The following is an 18349-nucleotide window of genomic DNA, read 5'->3' on the forward strand; positions in this document are numbered from 1 at the left end:
ATGTCGGAACAGATCAATGAACGTCGTCGCCGTATCCTCGGAACGGGCCTCGCAGGCGCTGCGCTGGCGGGAACGGGTTTGAGCGAACTGGCGCGCGCGCAGTCGGCGCCGGCGGCCTCATTTGGCGAGATTCATCAGGTTCAGGCGAATGGTTTGAGCATCGGCTATGTCGATGCCGGGCCGAAGAACGGCCCGCCCGTCGTGCTGCTGCACGGCTGGCCTTACGACATCTACAGCTTTGCCGAAGTCACGCCGATACTCGTGGCAGCGGGGCATCGCGTGCTCGTGCCGTATTTGCGCGGCTATGGCTCGACGCGCTTCCTCTCGGCAGACACGCCGCGCAACGGACAACAAGCCGTTGTCGCCGTCGATATCGTCGCGTTCATGGACGCGTTGAAGATCAAGCAAGCCGTGATCGGCGGCTTCGATTGGGGCGGGCGCACCGCCAACATCGTCGCGGCGCTGTGGCCCGAACGCTGCAAGGCGCTCGTTTCCGTGAGCGGTTATCTGATCGGCAGCCAGGCCGCCAATGCGAAGCCGCTGCCGCCTGCGGCCGAGCTGGCCTGGTGGTATCAGTTCTATTTTTCCACGGCGCGCGGCGTTGCGGGATACGAGCAGAACCGCCACGATTTCAACAAGCTGATCTGGCGTCTCGCTTCACCGCAATGGCGTTTCGACGATCTCACCTACGATCGCACGGCGGCTTCTTTCGAGAATCCCGATCATGTCGCGGTGGTGATTCACAACTATCGCTGGCGGCTCGGTCTCGTGCAAGGCGAGGCGAAATACGACGACATCGAAAAGAAGCTGGCCCTGTCGCCCACGATCGCAGTGCCCACCATCACGATGGAAGGGGACGCCAACGGCGCACCGCACCCGCAGCCGGCCGCTTACGCCGGGAAGTTCACGGGCAAATACCAGCATCGTGACATCAGCGGCGGGATTGGGCACAATCTGCCGCAAGAAGCACCCAAGGCGTTTGCGGATGCCATGCTGCAAGTCCAGCATCTGTAGCGATCAGAGGTAAATTCAACGGATGACTCATGGTAATGGTTAAGCTTCGTACATTCGCTCTCGCTGGGGTTCTGGCGGGTTGCTCGCTTCCTTGTGTCTGGGCGCAGGCACAAGAACATGCGCAAACGCAGACAATAAAGCCGGTGAAACTCTCCAAAGCAGATCTCGCCGGCGCCGTTTTCAACCGCAAGGACGCGCAAAAGTCGGTTGAAGGCGGCACGCAGATGACCGACGTGGTTGGCTATACGTCGCCAGATAAGGCTTATCAAACCGGTGTGTTCAAGTCGGGGCCTTCGCATGAAGTCATCAAGGGACCCGAGGGGCTTGCGTACACCGAGTTTCTCTATTTTATTTCGGGCGGCGTGAAGCTCACGTCATCGGACGGCTCGGTATTGAACGTGGGCACCGGCGAAGCCGTGACGCTTCCCAAGGGATGGACGGGCCAATTCGACACACAAGGTTATACGAAGCTATACGTGACCTATAGCCCCGGTGATGCGAAGCAATAAGACCGTGTACGCCGCACCACCGGCGGACGCGATAGTGAGGGCGCCGGGATGGCGAAGCTGACCCGGCGCCGCTCGACGTCAACGCGTATGCACGCGCAATGACGTCACGCCGCGCAGATTGTTGCGTCGATGCCAGACCAGCCCGTCCAGATCCACTGGGCGGATCTCGGGGAAACGGGCGAGCAGGGAGCGCATCGCGACATCCAGTTCGAGTGCGGCGAGCCGCGCGCCCAGGCAATAGTGAATACCCGCGCCGAACGATAGCGATGGCGTGTTCGCGCCGCGCGCGAAGTCCAGTGTGTCGGGCGCGGGGAATGCGGCTGGGTCGCGGTTGGCCGACCCGATCAACAGGAAGACGACGGAGCCGCGCGCGAGTGAGGCGTCGCCAAGCGTGACGTCTTCCAGCGCGGTGCGAGCCAGCAATTGCACCGAGTTGTCGTAGCGCATGCATTCCGCGATCGCTCGCGGCAACAGCTTCGGGTCGCCCTTTAGCGCCTCCATTTGCTGAGGATGGCGAAAGAGCGCGAGCATCATATTGCCGATCATGTTCGACGTCGTTTCGTGACCGGCGAAGAATAGCAGCACGGCATTCGACACGACCTCCTCATCGGTGAGACGCGAACCTTCATCTTCAACGCTGAGCATGGCGGAGATCAGATCGTCGCCAGGCTGTGCGCGGCGCTGCTCGATCACGCCGTGAAAGTAGCGCTCGAGCATGAGCGCGCCTTCGTCGGCCGCGCGCAAACCGGTTTCGTCGAGCGGCGCGAGATCGAATGCCGCGGCGAGCTGGCTCGCAGCGCCGCCTAGCGCGATTGCGTCCGCAACGGGCACGTCGAGCAGCCGGCAGATGATTTGCACCGGCAAGGGGAACGCGTAGTCGCTGACCAGATCGAACTCGGCGCGCGAGCCCACGCGTTCGAGCAGTTCATGCGTCGTCGCCTCGACAATCGCCGTCAACTTCTCGATGCCGCGCGCATTGAACGTCTTCATCAACAAGGCGCGCAGCCGCGTATGCGCGGGCGGATTCATCATCAGCAAGGTACGGCTGAGCGACTGGAATACCGGTTGTGCCGTTGCGTCTGCGCCATAGCGTGCAGCCACGCTTTGCAGATAGCTCTTGCCCATGCGCGAGTCGCGCAGCACGGCGTCGATGATCTCGAAGCGCCCGGTCACGAACATATTGGGCGCGACCTGCAAAATCGGCCCCGCTGCGCGAATCTTTTCGTACAGGGGATAAGGATTGTCGAAGAACGCGGGCGAGGAGAAGTCGGAGAATTGCATGGTTGCGAGAGACGGTTAGGCGTGAGCGGCGGGTTTGTCTTCCAGCACCTTGACGAGGGTGTGGAGCATGCGGTTGGCAGGTGTTGCGATGCCGGCGATCGTACCGCGCTGCACGATCGCACCGTTGAGATAGTCGATTTCGCTGTGTTTGCCGCGCGCGAGATCCTGGGCGGTGGACGAAAACTGTCCGCCTGGAATCGTGGCTTCGATTCTCTCGACCATGCATGCGGCGTCGTCCTCGAAATGTACGCCTTCGGCAGCAGCGACGGCAAGACATTCGGCGACCACGTCGCGCATGGTTGCGCGCAACGCGTCGCGATGCCCCATGGCGCCGAGCGGCAACTGGACGATGGCGGAGACCGCGTTATAGGCGCAGTTGAGAATGAGCTTTTGCCAAAGCGTCGCGTGCACGTCGGCGGCGATCTGGGTGGGAATCTTCGCTGCACGCAGGACGCGTGCAAGGGCTTCGCTGTGCGGCGTCGCCTCGATGGCAAGATCGCCGCGGCCGTGGTGCAGCAGGTGCCCCGGGCCCGCCATTTCGCTCGCAACGTACACGGCGGCGCAGATCACGGGCTGCGCGACGCGCTCGCGCAGCAACGCGGCGTTGTCGACGCCGTTTTGCAGGCTCACCACGATTGCGCCTGGCGCGAGCACCTGGCCGAGCCTGCGCGCGGCTTCGGCGGTATCGGTCGATTTCACGCACACGAACACGACGTCCGCACTGGCGGCCGCCTCGATTTGTGTTTCCGCGCGCACGGGCAGGCGCACATCGAACGCCTGCGACTGAATGCGCAAGCCGTCCTGGCTCATCGCCGCGACATGCGAGGGCCGGCCGATAAAAACGACGTCGTGGCCGTGGCGCGCGAGCATGCCGCCGTAATAGCAGCCGACCGCGCCGGCACCGAGAACTGCAAACCGCATCATGCCTCCCATTGCACATGAACCGCGCAAATGCGCTGACCTCACTGGAACACGCGAGGCCTGGCGTTTATTCCGTGCCGCGCTTTTGCGGAGCGCTTGCCGCGAAAACCGTAAGCCTCTCCTGTATCCACTTGAGCAGTTCCGCAGGCGCAGGCGCGAGTGCGCGATTTGCCTTGACGAGCAGGCGCACCCGCATGCTCTGAAAGATGGCGTGGGCAATCGGCACCGTCGTGAGCGCGCCGCTCGCTACCTCGCTGCGCGCGGCGCACTCGCCAATGAGCGTGATGAAGTTTTCGACAGCGACGATGTGTTTCAACGCCACGAGGGAATTGCTCGTCATCGCCGCTTCGATCCGGATTCCCTCGGCAAGCTCGAGCATTTTAACCGCGTAGCCGATGCCGAACGACTGAGGCATCAGGGCGAGCGGCCACGCCAGCAAGTCCTGAATCGTGGCCGTCCGCCGCGCCTGCGCCAGCGGGTGATCCGTGCGCATCAACAGCATGGCCGGCTGGTTTGCACTGGCGAGGTAGCGGATCTGCGGATGCGGCGGCGGGTTGTACGCGAGGCCAATATGCGCACGATGGGTGCAGACGTCCTCGATCACGCCGTCGCCGCTCGATATGCTGAAATCGACGTCGAGGTTGGGATATTGAGCGCAGAATGGCGCGAGCACGTCATGCGTGAGCATTTCGACAAAGCCTTCGGTCACGGTAAGACGAACGCACCCGTGCTGCAGACCGCGAATGGCGCTCAACTGGTCGTCGAGCTTTTCCTGCTGGGACTCGCAGGCTTCGCAGTACTCGAGCACATGCACCGCCGCTTCGGTGGATCGCACGCCTTTGGCGTAGCGCTCGAACAACGTGACGCCCAGTTCCTCTTCGAGAATGCGGATCTGCCGCGTGATGACCGAGGGCGACGTGTTCATGTGATCCGCGGCGCCGCGGATCGATCCGTGACTCAATACGGCATGAAAATAGCGTAGACGTTGTGGATTGAGCTGCCTCATTGACATCCCTCGCGTGTTATCGCGCCGACCATATCGTACGAATATCGGGCGTTGACTTGAAGGCAACGCAGGGTGAACACAATTGCTGTTGTGCTGCTTGTGCGTTCCTGCCACCATCGCCCAGGATTTGAGCGCCGAAATGTATCTGCAGAATGTCGAACTATTTCTGCCGTGCCCGCCTGTGTATCTGCGTGACAGCCAACATGAAAAAGCCTGACCACATTCTGATCGTCGACGGCGATCGGGAACTGCGCGAGCGCGTCGCGGTGTTTCTGGAGTCGAACCGCATGCGCGTCTCGCACGCGAACTGCGGCCGCGTATTGCGCTCGATGATGGAGAGCGATCTGCCCGACCTGGTTGTGATCGACGTCGATCTGCCCGATATCGATGGACTCTCGCTTTGCAGTGAATTGCGCGCTAGCCGTCATCATTACGCAGTGCCGATCTTGTTGCTTTCAGTGCGCCACGACGAGGAGGACCGCATTCTCGGCCTCGAAATGGGCGCCGACGACTACATGGGAAAACCGTTCGGCGTGCGCGAACTCCACGCGCGCATACGTGCGATTCTGCGCCGGGCCAATATGCTGCCGCCGGGCATGCGCGTCACGGAATCGGGCAGCGTGCTGCGGTTTGGCGAATGGGCTTTGGATACCGTGGCGCGTCACCTCGTGGATGCCGATGGTGCGATCGTTTTTCTAAGCAGTGCGGAGTATCGCTTGTTGCGCGTGTTTCTCGACTACCCCAACCGCGTGCTCACGCGCGATCAGTTGCTCAACCTCACGCAAGGCCGTCAGGCCGATTTGCTGGACCGCTCGATCGACCTTCTGGTCAGCCGTATCCGGCAACGCTTGCGCGACACCGTGCGTGAGGCGCGCTACATCAAGACGCTTCGCAACGAAGGCTATGTGTTCGCGGCGGCGGTGACCGTCGCCGCGAATCGCGAGCCTCGCGCGCTGCAACTGGAATACATGGCATAGGGCCTGTTATTGGCGTGAACGGGCCCTGGCAGAACATGCGTGTTATGCACGAGGGTCAGGCGGAATCAGCAGCAGCTTGCCTGTCGTGCCGCGGCTTTCCATGTCCGCATGGGCACGCGCGGCTTGCTCGAGCGGATAAAGCCCCCCGATCCTGATGTCGATGGCGCCCGAGATAATCCAGTCGAACAATTGCTTCGAGCGCTCGCGCAGCAGCGCCGGCGTGGAGATGTGATCGGTGAATACCGCATAGCCGATCTTGATGCTGCGCGGCAAGCTCGTAATACGCAAGGGTCCTGAGTCGCCGAGCACGGGACCGTACCAGCAAAACGTGCCGCAGCGGCGCAATGAAGCCATCGAGGCGTCGAACGTCGCGGGCCCGGACCCGTCGTAGACGACATGGACGCCTTCGCCGCCCGTCAGCCGCATGACCTCGGCGGCGAAGGCGCCCTTCGTGTCGACGATCACGTGGTCGGCGCCCGCCTGCCGCGCGATTTCGGCTTTGCCCGCGCTCGAAACGCGGCCGATGACATTGCCGCCGCGCATCTTGACGATCTGTGTGAGCAGCAAGCCCACACCGCCCGCCGCCGCATGCACGAGTGCAACGTCGCCCGGCTGCACGGGGTAGAAGTCCGTTGCGAAGTGGCTCGCCGTGAGCCCTTGCATCATGAGCGCTGCGGCTGTGCGATGATCGATTTCGTCGGGCACAGGAACCAGCGAGGCGGCGGGAATGGCGATCCGTTGCGCGTAGCTGCCGGGGGCATAGACCCACGCAACGCGTTGCCCCGGACGAAAGTCCTCGACGTTGTGGCCGACTGCGAGTATGCGCCCCGCGCCCTCGACGCCCAGTGGCTTGGGATCGGCCGTGTCAGTCCAGAAGTTGCCTTGCCGTACGCCAATGTCCATGAAGTTCACGCCTGCGGCTTCCACCTCGACGAGCGCGTCGTTCGGGCCCGGTTCGGGCTCGCCACGCTCGACGAGGCGCAGCACGTCCGGGCCGCCGGGGCCTTGCATCACAATTGCTTTCATAAGCTGGGTGTTCCGTATTGTCAGCGTGCCGCGCGCGGCGTTGATCAGGAGTGCGCGTAGATCGGCTCCAGCCCCACGACGTCCTGCTGCTGCGCGGGCGTTTGCGCCGTTGCGTTGCGCGAACCCGATGCCGCGCCATTGGCGGGCGCGCCGCCGTATGCCGCGTTTTGCTGCGCGTCGAGGCGCATCTGGGCGGCTTCGATATTCTTCGGATATTGCGTGGTATCGGTGGCCGGGTTGTAGCCGGCCTGCTGCAGCTGTACCAGCTCCGCGCGGACCGATGCGCGCGTGACCGGCGTGTTCGGCGATTGTGCGAAGGCGAGTGCGGGGGCGGCGACGAGAGCCGAGACGAAGAGGGTGCGAACGAGCTTCATGACTTTTCTCCACGAGGTCAGGTGTCAGGGGAAATCCAGGCAGCGGTTTTGAATCGCCGTTGCATGGAGTCATTAGAAGCTGCGCACGTATCGGGCTTGTTTCCGGAATCGGGCGGTTTGTAAGCCGTTGTTTCGTCTCGCACGCTCGATACATTGCGCTACAAAAATCGCCTGCCCCGAAGCCGCGCCGCGACGCCCGGGGCCGCTAAAGCGCAACGCAGAGCGCATCGCTTTCAGCGTGGGACCGGATGCCCTGCGCTGCCTCGCGCGCATCGTGGTGAACCGTGACCGGCGTGGAAAGAATGTAGCCCTCGTTGCGCAGCGTCTTGATGTAGCGGGCGGCGCGCGCCGTGTCGTTCAATTTTTGCCGGAGGCGGCTCACCAGCAAATCGATCGAGCGGTCGAAGGGATCGGCGTTGCGCCGCTGCGTGAGGTTGAGCAACTGGTCGCGCGTCAAGACACGTTGCGCGTGGTCGAGAAACACGCGCAGCAAGCGATATTCGGCGCCGCTGAGCATGACGACCGTGTCGTCGGATTCGAGCAGATGGCGTGCGGTGGTGTCGAGGCGCCACTCTCCGAAGCCGAGCACCGGCGTGTCGTCCACGGGCTGCAGGTCGGGCGGCAGCATGCGAGTGCGGCGCAGCACCGCGCGGATGCGGGCGAGGAGCTCACGCGCCTGAAATGGCTTGGCCATATAGTCGTCTGCGCCCATTTCGAGCCCGACGATGCGGTCGGTGACATCGCAGCGCGCCGTCAGCATGACAACGGGCAGCGCGCGATGGCGACTTTCGCGCAACGCGCGGTAGAGCGCGAGACCGTCTTCGCCGGGCAGGATCAGGTCGAGCAGGATGAGGTCGGGTGTATGCCTTCCCAGGTGCTCGTGCATTTCCCTTCCGTTGCAAACGGTGCTCACCTGCATGCCGTTTCGCTCGAGATAACCGGCAACCAGTTCGCGTATGCCGCGATCGTCGTCGACAACCAGTATGTGATCGATTTTTTCCATGATCGTCATAAGCGGGACAGCGGTGCATTTCTACCGCTGCCAGCAGATTAATCGGAAGCAGGCGATCGATCCATCCCAATCTGGATTGGGGCGACAGATGATTAAGGATAGGTGGCCGCATACCTTCGTATAGGGATATTCCGGCCTTAATGAAGAATATATCCGGCTGACTGCATTTGTGCACGGCTTACGAAAGATTACATTGCCGACATACACGAGATACATTGCCTGAATTTAATGAGGGGCGACTTTCCGGAAACGATCGTCAGCGTGAACGCCGCACGTTGCCGTGTCGCCGCGTCAAATTGACTTTCCCTCACGAACAGGATGCCAGTAATGTCTTCGAACGATTTCTCCCCGATGCGACGCCATCTGCTTGCCGCATCGGCGGCGGTTGGCGCGTTTGCGCTCTTTCCCAAAGCGATTTACGCCGACACTCAAAACGCAAAAATCCGGCCATTCAAGGCGAATATTCCGGACGGCGCGCTGATCGATTTGCGGCAGCGTCTTGCCAATACGCGTTGGCCCGGAAAGGAAACCGTGACCGACGAATCTCAAGGCGTTCGTCTCGCGCGTATGCAGCAACTCGTCCAATATTGGGGCAGCGATTATGACTGGCGCAAAGGCGAGGCAAAACTCAATGAGTTTCCCATGTTCGTGACGGAAATAGACGGGCTCGATATCCAGTTCATTCACGTGCGCTCGCGGCACGAGAATGCGCTGCCGATGATCATGACGCACGGATGGCCCGGCTCCATTCTCGAACTGACCAAAGCCATTAAACCGCTGACCGATCCTGCCGCTTTCGGCGGGAGCGCCGACGACGCCTTCCATGTGGTGGTGCCGTCCTTGCCCGGCTTCGGCTTTTCGGGCAAGCCCACCAAGCCGGGTTGGGGCTCCGACCATATCGCGCGGGCGTGGGGCGAGCTGATGGCGCGCCTTGGCTATACGCGTTTCGTCTCCCAGGGCGGCGATTGCGGTTCGGTCGTCTCGCACCGCATGGCCATGCAGCACGTCAAGGGCTTGATTGGCATTCACGTGAACATGCCGGCAACCGTGCCGCCGGACATTGCGCGGCTGCTTGCGCTGGGCGAGCCCGCGCCCGCGAGCCTTGCGCCGGACGAGAAACGCGCGTACGAAAAGCTGAATGTTTTCTATCGCGACAACTGCGGTTATTCGGCCATGATGGTGACGCGCCCACAGACCGTTGGCTACGCGCTCGCCGATTCGCCCGTGGGCCAGGCGGCATGGATGTACGACAAGATCTCGCAATGGACCTATAGCGGCGGCGTTCCCGAACGTTCGCTGACCCGCGACGAGATTCTCGACGATATTTCGCTCTACTGGCTGACCAACAGCGCAACATCGTCGGCCCAGATTTACTGGGAAGATCACTCGAATAATTTCAACGCGGTGGATATCAGCATGCCTGCGGCCATTACCGTGTTTCCAGGCGAGATCTATCAGGCGCCGCGCAGCTGGGCGGAGCGCAGCTATCACGATCTCGTCTACTTCAACACGGTCGACAAGGGCGGCCATTTCGCGGCCTGGGAAGAACCGCTGCTGTTCGCGCAGGAGGTTCGCGCCGGATTCAGGCCGATGCGCAAGCTCGCGTAAAGGCGGTTGTGTGCCGCACGCTAGCGGTTTTAGCGTGCGGTTTTACCCATCCGTAGGTTCGAACTTATACGTTCATATAATGGCGCCGTGCGCGTGAGGTGCCCTATTCTGGCGCTGCCGGGCAGGGCGTACCACGAAGCAGATGTTTCCGGTCAAGGTGCCGGCTGTCTGTCAAATGCGCGTTCCCTTCGGTGCAAGGCGGCCCAGCCTGGTAGGCCCGACCAGGTAGGCCCAGCCCCGGCCAGTACAGGATAACGGATATGAGCGCGCACGCCATCGACCCATCGAATAACCCAAACGCTTCCCTGCACGCAAGCGCCGCGCGCGCTTCGCCGTCTCGCGACGCGCCGCGCGCTGTCGAGGCGTGGTCGCGGCCCATATGGGTGCTGCTCGCCGCGGCCTGCGCCTACGCCTCGTACGCAACGCATGCCGTACCGTGGCAGGTGCTGCTGCGCTCCGGCTTGCCCGTGGCGTTGCCGGCCATACTCGTGGCGGCGCTCGCGGCGCTGAAGTTCGTCGAACTGCATGTGTCCATTCAACGCATGCAAGCCCAGATCGAGCACAGTCTCGGCGAAGGCTCGCAGGCGCTCCTGCCCGAAGACGCGGGGCCTGCTGCCATTGCGCGTCTCGCTCGCGCGTTCAATGTCTGCGCGCGCCATCGCGCGCGCCGCCAGGCCGAACTGCTTCACGTGCTTGCCGCCTACGCGCACGATTTGCGCACGCCGCTCACGCGCATGACCATGCGTGCCGAACTCGTGGAGGATGCCCCAGTGAGAGACGCGCTCGCCCGCGATCTCGCGGAGATGACCGAACTCGTCGATGGCAGTCTATCCTGTGCGCGCATGCAGTGCAGCGCCCAGGAGCCCATGCGTTCTGTCGACGCAGATAGCTTGCTCGGTGCGCTGATTGCCGACTATCGGGACGCCGGGAGCATCGTCGAACTCGAGGGGCAGGTGGGACGTCCCGTGGTGACGTCTCCCCATGCGTTGCGCCGCGTGCTCGTGAATCTCATCGATAACGCGCTGCGCTACGGCGTGGATGTTCGTCTTAGCGTGCGGGTCGAGGCGCAGCGTCTGGTGCTCGCCGTACTCGATTCGGGACCGGGGATCGTTCCCGCGCGTCTGGAAACGGTTTTCACCGCGTGGTATCGCGCACCGGAAACGGCGAGCTCGGCGTCGGGCTCGGGTCTCGGGCTCGCCATTGCGCGACGCCTCACCCTCGCCATGCACGGCGAGCTCGAACTCGAAAACCGCCGCACAGGAGGCCTCGAGGCGCGCCTCACGCTGCCACTGGCGGCCGCGTGAGGCTGGCAGGTCGAATCGTTGGGCCATTGGCGCGGCATCGAGCATGATTACGCGGGCTTAACTACGCGGACGTCACAGTAACGATGGTCGTTCCGCACAGGCGCTCGGCCAGATCGACGTGAGCGGGGCGCTCGCTCCACCACCGCGAGCGCTTCGCTCGCGTGCGATGACCGAGCACGATGAGGTCGGGGTTGAACGTTTGCGCGTGGCGCGCCACGACATCGGCGATCCGGCCGTATTTGACGTAGCCGTTTGCGCTAATGCCGATATTGGCCAGTTGCGCGATGGCATCGTTCAGCGTGTTGCGGGCGATTTCCTCAAGGTGACTGTAGGCAACGTCGGTAAGCAGGCCGCCTGAGCTCGCGTTCACGCTTTCGGCGTCGACGACGGCGACCACGTCGACGGGTGCGGACAAGGCCAGCGAGAGCTGCGAGCAGCGTTGCAGAGCGGCCTGGGCCTCGCTCGTGCCGTCATACACGAGCAGCATGCGGGAAAAGGAAGACATGGTGTGTCGATAACGTAACGGTGCCGCTGGCGGCGCCTGACTGAGTAGGGAGGGCGGCCAGCGCATTCGCCCCGCAGGGCGATGTGTCCGGTCGCGCAATCAGAACAGTCCGTTGTCGACGTTTATTCCCGGTGGTGTGCTCGTTCGCGTTAGCCGGTGGTGACAGCAGTAGAAAAGATAAACTCCGACATAATTCGGAATCCAGATTGACTGATAAAGCGTTCGATCGATCAACTCGCGGCGTTGCCGCGCGGCGCCAGCTGGCCCACGGTTTCGCCGGTCTGGCCTTTGGCAATCTGCTTGCCGATTGCGAAGAGCTGGTCGTCGTCGAGCGACGCAATCAACGCGTAGCTGAGGTTGGCGCGCCGCCACGTCAAGACATTCATGCTTTCGACACGCTCATGCGTCATGCTCGCATCCGGCTTTTCGTCCTTCATCACGCACAGGGCAACGGGCAAACCCGTTTTGGGCAGATACACGATCTGCACGAGCGGCTTGTTGTGAAAACGCAGCCGCTGAATGCGAGTGAATGTGAGACCGGCCGGGCGCAAGTCCGGCACGCGTATTGGCACGCCGTCGTCGCTGTGGATCTGCGCGATCACCTGCGAGGCCACTTCCGGCGTGAGCGCGTCGAAGGCGACGGTGTCGCGCGTATAGAGCTGTTGATAGTTCACCGCCGCCGCGACCCACGGCGAGACTCGCGCAGCCGCGGCGTGCAGCGCGCTGGAGCCTGCGCCACGGTCATCGCGCACCCAGTCCGTCGCAAAGCGCAGCACGAGCGCGCAGCTTAGGGCGCCCGCCGCGAACGTCATGGCGAGACCCGGCAGCGATAGCTTCAACGCAAAGCGAAAAGGCAAGCGCGAGAGCAGCTGCGAAAACGCCGCAGGTTTCGCAGCGTCGCCCGACGATTCAGGTGCGCCCGAATACGCGCGGCTGAGTTGCTCGATCTTTAGCGTGAGCCGTTCGGGAACGGGCGGGAGTTTCTGGTGCGCAAAAGCGTGCTGATACCGCAGCGCCGACGCCTTGAATAGCGCAACGCGCTCGGCGATTTCGGGCGATGCGCTAATTGTCTTCTCCACGTCCTCGCGCTCACGCGGCGTCAGTCCGCCGTCGACATAAGCCATGAGCAGGATGTCATCCATAGTCATGCCCCAATTTCCTTGCTGTTCGCCGCGCTTTTCGCGCGCTTGTCTTTTTTCTGGTCGTTGAACAGGGCACCGATCGCCTGGCGCGCCCGCGAAAGCCGGCTCATGATCGTGCCGATCGGCACATCGAGCACTTCGGCGGCTTCGCTATAGCTTAACCCTTCCACCGCGACGAGCAGCATGACAATGCGCTGTGCTTCGGGTAATTGCTGAACGGCGCGGATGATCTGCCCGTTCATGGCCTGTTCTTCCGGCGTCCTTGCAGAAGGATCGGCAACGGTTTCGAGGAACCCGTCATCCCATTCCATGCCCGAACGATTGCGCACGTTGCGGGCCCGCAGTTCGTTGAGCCAGGTGGACTGCACGATGGAGAACATCCAGCTGAGCGGCGCCGTTCCGGGTTCGAGTTGATGCGCGCGTTCGAGCGCGCGCACGCACGCGCGCTGCACGAGATCTTCGGCATCATGCTGATCGCCCGAAATGCGCAACGCGAATGCCCACAATCGTGGAAGCATGGAAGGCAGGAGCGCGGACAATTCGGCGACAGTCATCGTCTTGGTAGAGTTCATTTGTCGACGATAGGGTTAAGCGGCAAAACCGTCGCCTTGACCAGAACACCCGGCGGGCGAACAAAATTCCATACACGCCAGCAGATATTGCCGGGTCATTTCATCTTCACGGCGAGCCGGGTTCAAGGCGGACAGGACACAAGACGAATTAAAGCCAGTGAAGGTATCTGTCATATGTCCGGCCAGCCGATTATTGAAAATCTTTGTATCAATGCCGGAAGCGATACACATTGCGACACAGATCGTCGTACTGAACGGTGAACAGATCGTGGAATGCGCGGCGCTCCCCAGGTGTTCTCTGTGAGGAAGCCATTACGTTCGACGCTTCCCTCCCTTTTGAAGAACACGGAATTCAGATGCGAAATCAGCAAGCGGATATCGAAAGCAACACGAAACAGGCGCCCGTTTTGGTCAGGGCGCTGGGCGGTACGGAACATTTGTTCTGGCTCATCGACAGGAATCGCACGATACATTTCGCGCTGGTCGCGCAAATCGACCGTGTGTTCGAACCCAGCGCCTGGCACGCGGCGTTGCTTGCACTCCAGCAGCGGCATCCCTTGCTTTGCACGCGCATCGTCGCCGATGGTGGCGCGGCTCCGGCTTTTTATCGCGATCCGCATGCACGGATTCCCCTGCGCGTGGTGGTGGACGCGCGGGCGTCCTGGCAGGTCGAGGTGGAGAGAGAAATGAACACGCCCTTCGACTGGTCGACCGCACCGCTTGTGCGCGCAACCGTGTTGCAGGGCGAAAGCGGTTCGACGCTCATTCTCGCCGCGCACCATTGCGTGCTGGACGGCATGGGCGGCGCCTATGTGATCGAGGATTTGCTGCGCGCGCTCGCGGGCGGCTCGCTCATGAGTCTGCCCCTCGTGCAACCGCTCGAAAGCCTGTTGAGAGCGCAAATGGCCGCGGCGAGCGTACCCGGTGCGATGGCGCCGGCGCCCGCACCCAAGGTGTTCCGCGCGGCTTCGGGCGCGCGCGCCGAGGTCGCCGCGCTCGCGCTCAGCGCGGAACTTACGCGCGCCGTCGTGGAGCGCTCGCGCATCGAGCGCACGACGGTGCATGGCGCGGTCGCAGCGGCGGTTCATGAAGCGGGGCGGCGTTTGTCGCGGGCGTGGCGCGAGCGGCCCGTGCGCACCGTTTCGCCGATCGACGTGCGCCGGACCGTGGGTGGCATGGGCGAGGCCAACGGCGTATACATCACGCAAACCGTGACGATCGACGATCGACCGCGCGGCGCGCCGTTCTGGCATGCGGCTCGCGAGGTCAAGGCATTGCTGGCGCCCGCGCAAACGCATGCCTCGGTCGTGCAGGAAACGAAAGCGCTGGATGCGTTCATGTCGTCGAATCCGTCTGTTGAAGATGCAGCGGGTTTTCTTTCGCACATGCTGGCGTTCGACGTGCTGCTTTCGAACCTGGGCCGCGAGCCAGTCGCTACGAACTACGAGGGCTTCGCGCTGAAGGCGCTATGGGGGCCGATCGTGAGTTCGGGTTTCGCGGACGATCAGGTCGTGGGCGTCTGCACGCTAGGGGGCGTGCTGCGTCTCACGCAGGCGAGCTACAGCGCCATGCCAGGACTGCTCGACGAAGTGAGCGCCGTACTGAGCGAGGCCGTTGCCACCTGATTTGAAAACTGAGTTGAACACCGGGCTGGAAACTGCGGCGCAAACCGAAGCCGCACCAGGATGAAGCGAAGTGCGCCGGCGTGGCCGGCGCACTCGCTCACCGTGCAACCGCGAGCATCAGGGTGCTGCGTAGAGCGTCAGCTTGGTCGAGACCGACTGGACGCCCGGCACTTTCGATGCGACGTCCTGAGCGACCTGGTCCTGCGATTCGTCGAGAATCGTGCCCGCCAGAATGACCTTGCCCGTGCGCGTATTGGCGAACACGGCGATGTCCGTGTCGTTCAGCTCGGGGTTCTTGAAGAGGGCTTCGCGAACCTTCTTCGCCAGCGCGTGGTTGGCGGCGCGGTCGGCATGCATTTGCGCGCGGATCTGCTGCTTGGTGAGCGCGGGCGCGTCGCCGGTCGTCGTGGTTTGTGCGAGGGCGGCGGAAGAGAGCAGCACGGCGAGTGCGGCCGTAAGTGCCTTGGAGCGAAGCGTCATGGAATCACCTGTTGACGTTGAATATGAACGAGGAGTTGTCAATGCGGGTCTTGCCCGGTGGGAAGCATAGACCGCTGGCCGTCCTGGCTCTATCAGACGTTAGGTGCTTCGAACTATACGAATGTCAACGGCGCGTTATACCTTCGAATGACCCGGCGATGCGTAATGATGATTTACGCTGCGGCAGCGGCCGCCGCGGCAACGGCGGCGGCGAGGTCCTTCGCGCGCACGGGCTTGATGAGGAATGCACTCGCGCCATTGTCCAGCGCCTGGCTCTGGAGTTCGGGCATGGGGTAGGCAGTCACGAAAATCGTGGGTATGCGAATACCGGCGCCCAGCAGGCGCAAAAACATGTCGACGCCGGTCATGCCGGGCATCTGGACGTCCGAAATGATGCAGCGAGGGTGCCGGGCGCCCACGGCGGCCAGCAGATCCACGCCGGATTCGAAGGTCACGACGTCGTAATCGAGTGAGCGTAGCAAGCTGGAGAGGCCGGAGCGGACCGAAGGGTCGTCGTCAACCACCCAGATGACTTGTGGCGTACACAATGAATATCTCCCGTGGCGTGCTGGAAGGCAGGATGGCTGTGATTCGTCGCGTGTACGCGGCTTAAGCTTACAGGAGACCTCCAGCCGCCGAAATCATACGGAGGTATAGATAGGGTTTGCCGCAATCCATAGGTAAGATGCAAACGGGATATGAGGGTTCACCCACCGCACGACCCCTCGCTCGGCACACAACGCTTACAAAACAATTGCGCTTTTTCGCGCGCGTCGCGCGCGATATTCCCTTTGGATTGACGCCTGAAATCAGCAAACGGTGGAGTCTGGCATGTACCAAGTCGAGAGCGATCGTGGCGAGCGCGGGTCCGTGGACGCGAGCCTTGGCACGCCGCCTGCCGGGCAACGCCGCGCTGAAAACTCCGATCAAACCTGGTCCGATTATGCGATCGCGCTGGAAGAGGCGAAGATCTGCGCGCGGCTCAAGGCGTTGCGGCTTTCGCGGCGTATCGATCTGAAAACGCTGGCGGCGCTGTCCGGATTCACCGAGGCGCAGCTTCTGGGCATGGAAAGCGACGTGAAGGCGCCGCCGTTCGCCACGCTTGCGCGGCTGGGGCGCTGCCTGGGCGTGGAGCTGGGCTACTTCTTCGCGGAGCGTGAGCCGCTGGATGAACGCGCCGCGGACCGGCGCGTTTCGATCGTGCGTCATGGCGAGCGCAAGCCGCGGGCAAAAAGCGACGTCGCGCCCGGCATCGAGCATGCAACGCTTGCGCACCCTGTGGGACGCAAAAGCATGGAGCCCCTGTTGTTCAGTTTTTCGGCGCATGCACAGCACGACTATTTTTTCGAGCACTCGGGCGAGGAATTCGTTTATGTGCTGGAAGGCGAACTCGATTTCGAAATTGTGATTGACGGAAGCGTCAAGAAGTTCTCTCTGGGCGCGGGCGACAGTTTTTACTTCGAAGCGGCGCTGCCCCATCGCTATTTTTCCACCGCCACCGAGGCAAAGGCGCTCATGATCGTTGCGAATCAGGACGGCGGGCGATGAGCGGCGCAGCGAATGGATCGTTGTCGTCGTTCAGGTTTGACGCGCAGAGCCACGCGAACCACGCGAATCGTGCTTGCGCCAAGTCTGCCGCATCGAAGGTCTTTATTGTCGACGACGACGAAAAGCTCAGGGAAGGACTCAAGAGCCTGCTCGAATCGGTGGGGTTTCATGTCGAGACGTTCCCGTCCACGGCGCTGTTTTGCGAGCGCGTGCAAACCGACATTCCAGGCTGCCTGATACTCGACGTGCGATTGAAAGGCGAGAGCGGTCTTGAGTTTCAGGATTGGGCGGCGGAAAACGAAATCGTCATTCCGATTATTTTCATGAGCGGATATGGCGACATCGAAATGTCGGTACGCGCCATGAAAGGCGGCGCCGTCAATTTTCTGACCAAGCCGTTTCGCGAGCAGGACATGATCGAGTCCGTGACCGAGGCGTTGCAGCGAGACGCGGCGCGTTTGACGAAGCTGAACCAGTCGAGCACGCTCAGGGAGCAGTTTGCGACCTTGACGCCGCGAGAGCGCGACATCGCCATGCTCGTGGCTGTTGGGTATATGAACAAGGCGGCCGCAAGCAAGCTGGAACTCAGCGAGATGACCGTGAAGATTTACCGCGCGAGAGCGATGAAGAAGCTCGCCGCGCGCACGACGGCGGACCTGGTGCGAAAAATCCGGACGCTGCAGATCGAAGGCGATGCCGGGTCGATAACCGACCCGCTTCCCCGCGATTGATGAACTATCCCGGAGAACAACGTGCATGCCAGCAGGGGAACGGTAATGGATAAAAACGCAGTTCGTACTGCGCCAAAGGTGGAAGGTGCGGTCGTCTACGTGATCGACGACGACGAGTCGATTTGCTCGGCGCTTTCCAGCCTGCTGCGATCGTCCGGATTCGCGACCCGCACGTTCACGCGCATCGACGAATTCCTGCTGGCGCCGAAAGAGGACGTGCCGGGCTGTTTGCTGCTCGACGTGCGCCTGCGCGGCGAGAGCGGCCTGACTTTTCAGCAGAGCGCGCACCGCTACGAAGTGGACATGCCCATTATCTTCATGACGGCGCACGGCGACATTGAAATGTCGGTGCGGGCCATGAAGGCGGGGGCGATCGACTTTCTCACCAAGCCCGTTCGCGAGCAGCGCGTGATCGACGCGGTTTCGACCGCCATCGCGCGCCACGCCGCGTGGCGCGAACGCGCCCGTTCGGAGGCGACGCTGCGCGCGCGCTACGACCAGTTGACCACGCGCGAGCGGGAAGTCGTGTCGTACGTCGTGGAGGGCTTTCTGAACAAGCAGATTGCGGGCGAACTGAATCTGAGCGAGATCACGATCAAGATTCACCGCAGCTCTGCCATGCGCAAGCTCGAAGCGCAGTCGGTTGCCGATCTCGTGAGGAAGATGGAGGTCATCAGCGCCGCGCAGCAAGCGCGCAATTGAGTGCCGGCAGGA

Annotated in this window: 21 protein-coding genes; 10 read left to right on the forward strand and 11 right to left on the reverse strand. The window is 62.3% G+C overall.

Annotated elements, in window-relative coordinates; genetic code table 11:
• A complete protein-coding gene (locus VSR72_RS24615) occupies positions 1-1014 on the forward strand; it encodes an alpha/beta hydrolase (protein WP_342954950.1) in 1014 nt (337 codons plus the stop codon).
• A 143-nt stretch (positions 1015-1157) separates the two neighbouring features.
• Positions 1158-1523 (forward strand): cupin domain-containing protein, encoded by a 366-nt coding sequence (locus VSR72_RS24620; protein WP_342954951.1) that lies wholly within the window; start codon positions 1158-1160, stop codon positions 1521-1523.
• Positions 1524-1601: 78 nt separating this feature from the next.
• Here the strand turns inward: VSR72_RS24620 and VSR72_RS24625 are convergent, their stop codons facing one another.
• From VSR72_RS24625 to VSR72_RS24635, 3 genes are all read right to left on the reverse strand, one after another.
• Positions 1602-2804, reverse strand: coding sequence for a cytochrome P450 (locus VSR72_RS24625; protein ID WP_342954952.1), 1203 nt, complete (start codon positions 2802-2804; stop codon positions 1602-1604).
• Positions 2805-2819: 15 nt separating this feature from the next.
• Entirely contained in the window at positions 2820-3725 is a 906-nt protein-coding gene (locus VSR72_RS24630; protein WP_342955015.1) for a 2-dehydropantoate 2-reductase, read from the reverse strand.
• A gap of 67 nt (positions 3726-3792) precedes the next feature.
• Positions 3793-4731 (reverse strand): LysR family transcriptional regulator, encoded by a 939-nt coding sequence (locus VSR72_RS24635; RefSeq protein WP_342954953.1) that lies wholly within the window; start codon positions 4729-4731, stop codon positions 3793-3795.
• Positions 4732-4934: 203 nt separating this feature from the next.
• Between VSR72_RS24635 and VSR72_RS24640 the strand changes: the two genes are divergently transcribed.
• A complete protein-coding gene (locus VSR72_RS24640) occupies positions 4935-5708 on the forward strand; it encodes a response regulator transcription factor (protein WP_342954954.1) in 774 nt (257 codons plus the stop codon).
• A 42-nt stretch (positions 5709-5750) separates the two neighbouring features.
• On the opposite strand, the gene VSR72_RS24645 is transcribed toward VSR72_RS24640, so the two are convergent.
• The 3 genes from VSR72_RS24645 to VSR72_RS24655 form a co-directional block, all read right to left on the reverse strand.
• Positions 5751-6734, reverse strand: a complete 984-nt coding sequence (locus VSR72_RS24645) for a quinone oxidoreductase (RefSeq protein ID WP_342954955.1) — start codon at positions 6732-6734, stop codon at positions 5751-5753.
• 44 nt (positions 6735-6778) lie between these two features.
• A complete protein-coding gene (locus tag VSR72_RS24650; protein WP_342954956.1) occupies positions 6779-7108 on the reverse strand; it encodes a DUF4148 domain-containing protein in 330 nt (109 codons plus the stop codon).
• 205 nt (positions 7109-7313) lie between these two features.
• Positions 7314-8111, reverse strand: a complete 798-nt coding sequence (locus tag VSR72_RS24655) for a response regulator (protein ID WP_342954957.1) — start codon at positions 8109-8111, stop codon at positions 7314-7316.
• 336 nt (positions 8112-8447) lie between these two features.
• Here VSR72_RS24655 and VSR72_RS24660 point away from each other — a divergent pair, with 336 nt between their 5' ends.
• The gene (locus VSR72_RS24660) at positions 8448-9728 is read left to right on the forward strand and encodes an epoxide hydrolase (protein ID WP_342954958.1); all 1281 of its coding nucleotides are present in this window, start codon (positions 8448-8450) and stop codon (positions 9726-9728) included.
• 260 nt (positions 9729-9988) lie between these two features.
• Complete coding sequence (locus tag VSR72_RS24665) at positions 9989-11032, forward strand: ATP-binding protein (protein WP_342954959.1); 1044 nt, start codon at positions 9989-9991, stop codon at positions 11030-11032.
• Between the two features lie 61 nt (positions 11033-11093).
• Here the strand turns inward: VSR72_RS24665 and VSR72_RS24670 are convergent, their stop codons facing one another.
• The 3 genes from VSR72_RS24670 to VSR72_RS24680 all read right to left on the reverse strand — a co-directional run bounded on the left by VSR72_RS24670 (position 11094) and on the right by VSR72_RS24680 (position 13233).
• Complete coding sequence (locus VSR72_RS24670) at positions 11094-11537, reverse strand: universal stress protein (RefSeq protein WP_342954960.1); 444 nt, start codon at positions 11535-11537, stop codon at positions 11094-11096.
• A 230-nt stretch (positions 11538-11767) separates the two neighbouring features.
• The gene (locus VSR72_RS24675; RefSeq protein ID WP_342954961.1) at positions 11768-12685 is read right to left on the reverse strand and encodes an anti-sigma factor; all 918 of its coding nucleotides are present in this window, start codon (positions 12683-12685) and stop codon (positions 11768-11770) included.
• Positions 12682-13233 (reverse strand): RNA polymerase sigma factor, encoded by a 552-nt coding sequence (locus tag VSR72_RS24680; protein WP_342955016.1) that lies wholly within the window; start codon positions 13231-13233, stop codon positions 12682-12684. Before VSR72_RS24680 ends, VSR72_RS24675 begins: the two co-directional genes overlap by 4 nt.
• On the opposite strand from VSR72_RS24680, the gene VSR72_RS24685 reads away from it, so the two are divergent.
• Positions 13147-13512 carry a hypothetical protein gene (locus VSR72_RS24685; RefSeq protein ID WP_342955020.1) on the forward strand — a complete coding sequence of 122 codons (366 nt, stop codon included), beginning with the start codon at positions 13147-13149 and terminating at the stop codon, positions 13510-13512. The genes VSR72_RS24680 and VSR72_RS24685 overlap by 87 nt on opposite strands.
• Positions 13513-13607: 95 nt before the next feature.
• Entirely contained in the window at positions 13608-14876 is a 1269-nt protein-coding gene (locus VSR72_RS24690; protein WP_342954962.1) for a condensation domain-containing protein, read from the forward strand.
• 117 nt (positions 14877-14993) lie between these two features.
• Here VSR72_RS24690 and VSR72_RS24695 read toward each other — a convergent pair whose 3' ends face one another.
• Together VSR72_RS24695 and VSR72_RS24700 are read right to left on the reverse strand one after the other, a co-directional pair.
• Positions 14994-15356, reverse strand: a complete 363-nt coding sequence (locus VSR72_RS24695) for a BON domain-containing protein (RefSeq protein WP_342954963.1) — start codon at positions 15354-15356, stop codon at positions 14994-14996.
• A 173-nt stretch (positions 15357-15529) separates the two neighbouring features.
• The gene (locus tag VSR72_RS24700; protein ID WP_342954964.1) at positions 15530-15904 is read right to left on the reverse strand and encodes a response regulator; all 375 of its coding nucleotides are present in this window, start codon (positions 15902-15904) and stop codon (positions 15530-15532) included.
• A gap of 283 nt (positions 15905-16187) precedes the next feature.
• Here VSR72_RS24700 and VSR72_RS24705 point away from each other — a divergent pair, with 283 nt between their 5' ends.
• From VSR72_RS24705 to VSR72_RS24715, 3 genes are read left to right on the forward strand one after another with little or no spacing between them, the layout of a single operon-like run.
• A complete protein-coding gene (locus VSR72_RS24705) occupies positions 16188-16904 on the forward strand; it encodes an XRE family transcriptional regulator (protein ID WP_342954965.1) in 717 nt (238 codons plus the stop codon).
• Entirely contained in the window at positions 16901-17635 is a 735-nt protein-coding gene (locus tag VSR72_RS24710; protein WP_342954966.1) for a response regulator, read from the forward strand. The genes VSR72_RS24705 and VSR72_RS24710 overlap by 4 nt, the downstream gene beginning before the upstream one ends.
• A gap of 45 nt (positions 17636-17680) precedes the next feature.
• Entirely contained in the window at positions 17681-18337 is a 657-nt protein-coding gene (locus tag VSR72_RS24715) for a response regulator (protein WP_342954967.1), read from the forward strand.
• Positions 18338-18349 lie beyond the last annotated feature (12 nt).

This window comes from Paraburkholderia sp. JHI869, from assembly GCF_038900775.1.
Classification (GTDB): Bacteria; Pseudomonadota; Gammaproteobacteria; order Burkholderiales; family Burkholderiaceae; genus Paraburkholderia.

Bases quoted from the DNA above. Each gene is read 5' to 3' on its own strand.
- VSR72_RS24615 (WP_342954950.1), top strand. From the start codon at position 1: ATGTCGGAACAGATCAATGAACGTCGTCGCCGTATCCTCGGAACGGGC.
- VSR72_RS24625 (WP_342954952.1), bottom strand. From the start codon at position 2,804: ATGCAATTCTCCGACTTCTCCTCGCCCGCGTTCTTCGACAATCCTTAT.
- VSR72_RS24630 (WP_342955015.1), bottom strand. From the start codon at position 3,725: ATGCGGTTTGCAGTTCTCGGTGCCGGCGCGGTCGGCTGCTATTACGGC.
- VSR72_RS24635 (WP_342954953.1), bottom strand. From the start codon at position 4,731: ATGAGGCAGCTCAATCCACAACGTCTACGCTATTTTCATGCCGTATTG.
- VSR72_RS24640 (WP_342954954.1), top strand. From the start codon at position 4,935: ATGAAAAAGCCTGACCACATTCTGATCGTCGACGGCGATCGGGAACTG.
- VSR72_RS24645 (WP_342954955.1), bottom strand. From the start codon at position 6,734: ATGAAAGCAATTGTGATGCAAGGCCCCGGCGGCCCGGACGTGCTGCGC.
- VSR72_RS24650 (WP_342954956.1), bottom strand. From the start codon at position 7,108: ATGAAGCTCGTTCGCACCCTCTTCGTCTCGGCTCTCGTCGCCGCCCCC.
- VSR72_RS24655 (WP_342954957.1), bottom strand. From the start codon at position 8,111: ATGGAAAAAATCGATCACATACTGGTTGTCGACGACGATCGCGGCATA.
- VSR72_RS24660 (WP_342954958.1), top strand. From the start codon at position 8,448: ATGTCTTCGAACGATTTCTCCCCGATGCGACGCCATCTGCTTGCCGCA.
- VSR72_RS24665 (WP_342954959.1), top strand. From the start codon at position 9,989: ATGAGCGCGCACGCCATCGACCCATCGAATAACCCAAACGCTTCCCTG.
- VSR72_RS24670 (WP_342954960.1), bottom strand. From the start codon at position 11,537: ATGTCTTCCTTTTCCCGCATGCTGCTCGTGTATGACGGCACGAGCGAG.
- VSR72_RS24675 (WP_342954961.1), bottom strand. From the start codon at position 12,685: ATGACTATGGATGACATCCTGCTCATGGCTTATGTCGACGGCGGACTG.
- VSR72_RS24685 (WP_342955020.1), top strand. From the start codon at position 13,147: ATGCTGATCGCCCGAAATGCGCAACGCGAATGCCCACAATCGTGGAAG.
- VSR72_RS24680 (WP_342955016.1), bottom strand. From the start codon at position 13,233: ATGACTGTCGCCGAATTGTCCGCGCTCCTGCCTTCCATGCTTCCACGA.
- VSR72_RS24690 (WP_342954962.1), top strand. From the start codon at position 13,608: ATGCGAAATCAGCAAGCGGATATCGAAAGCAACACGAAACAGGCGCCC.
- VSR72_RS24695 (WP_342954963.1), bottom strand. From the start codon at position 15,356: ATGACGCTTCGCTCCAAGGCACTTACGGCCGCACTCGCCGTGCTGCTC.
- VSR72_RS24705 (WP_342954965.1), top strand. From the start codon at position 16,188: ATGTACCAAGTCGAGAGCGATCGTGGCGAGCGCGGGTCCGTGGACGCG.
- VSR72_RS24710 (WP_342954966.1), top strand. From the start codon at position 16,901: ATGAGCGGCGCAGCGAATGGATCGTTGTCGTCGTTCAGGTTTGACGCG.
- VSR72_RS24715 (WP_342954967.1), top strand. From the start codon at position 17,681: ATGGATAAAAACGCAGTTCGTACTGCGCCAAAGGTGGAAGGTGCGGTC.